This window comes from Kocuria subflava (assembly GCF_012163155.1).
GTDB classification, from domain to species: Bacteria; Actinomycetota; Actinomycetes; order Actinomycetales; family Micrococcaceae; genus Kocuria; species Kocuria subflava.
This window is the reverse complement of record NZ_JAAVUN010000132.1, coordinates 1-681: the sequence shown is the minus strand read 5'-3', so window position 1 is coordinate 681 and position 681 is coordinate 1. Positions and strand designations below refer to the sequence as shown.

Here is a 681-nt window from a genome sequence, read left to right as displayed (position 1 = left end):
AGAAATCAATATGAGATCGAAAAATATCTACAATTGACAATGCATAATGAATCGACGAATGGCGTTGGAGGTTCTTAAAGTTTTGAAGACTGCTACTCGTCACTAGATTCTTGTTTCAGGACGCCATGACCCACCATCACCTTTTACTCGCCGGCTGCGGCGACCTCGGCACAGAACTTGGCCTCCGGATGGCCCGGAAGGGCTGGACCGCCACCGGTATCCGCCGCTCCGCGGACAAGCTCCCGCAATCCATGACGCCTATCGCCATGGATCTCACCGAACCAGGGGATCAAGCACTCCCGCCCGCGGACGCCGTCGTCATCACGTTAACGGCGGGGGTCCGGGAGGTCGATGAATACCGCCGTACGTACATCGGCGCACTTCACGGCCTGCGCAGCGCCCTGGATAGAGGCGGCAGTGACCCGCAGCGTGTGCTCCTGGTCTCGAGCACCGCAGTACTCGGTGACCCGGACGGACAGACCCTCACGGAAGACGCGGTACCCAGCCCCGAAAGGCCCACCGCCCAGGTCCTCCTGGAAGCTGAACACATTGCCAAGGACCTGTTCCCCAACCTGAGCATCGTCCGCCCGGCCGGGATCTACGGGCCCGGCCGCGGATCGTCCATCGGCCGGGTGCGCAACGGTGAGCCCATGAACCACCGCAAGATCACCATCCGCATCC

Annotated in this window: 1 protein-coding gene; it reads left to right on the top strand. The window is 61.2% G+C overall.

Going from position 1 to position 681, the window contains the following annotated elements:
- Positions 1 to 188 precede the first annotated feature (188 nt).
- Positions 189 to 681, top strand: a 493-nt coding sequence (locus GTW58_RS13370) for a Rossmann-fold NAD(P)-binding domain-containing protein (RefSeq protein ID WP_483413990.1), incomplete at its 3' end; no start/stop codon positions are given.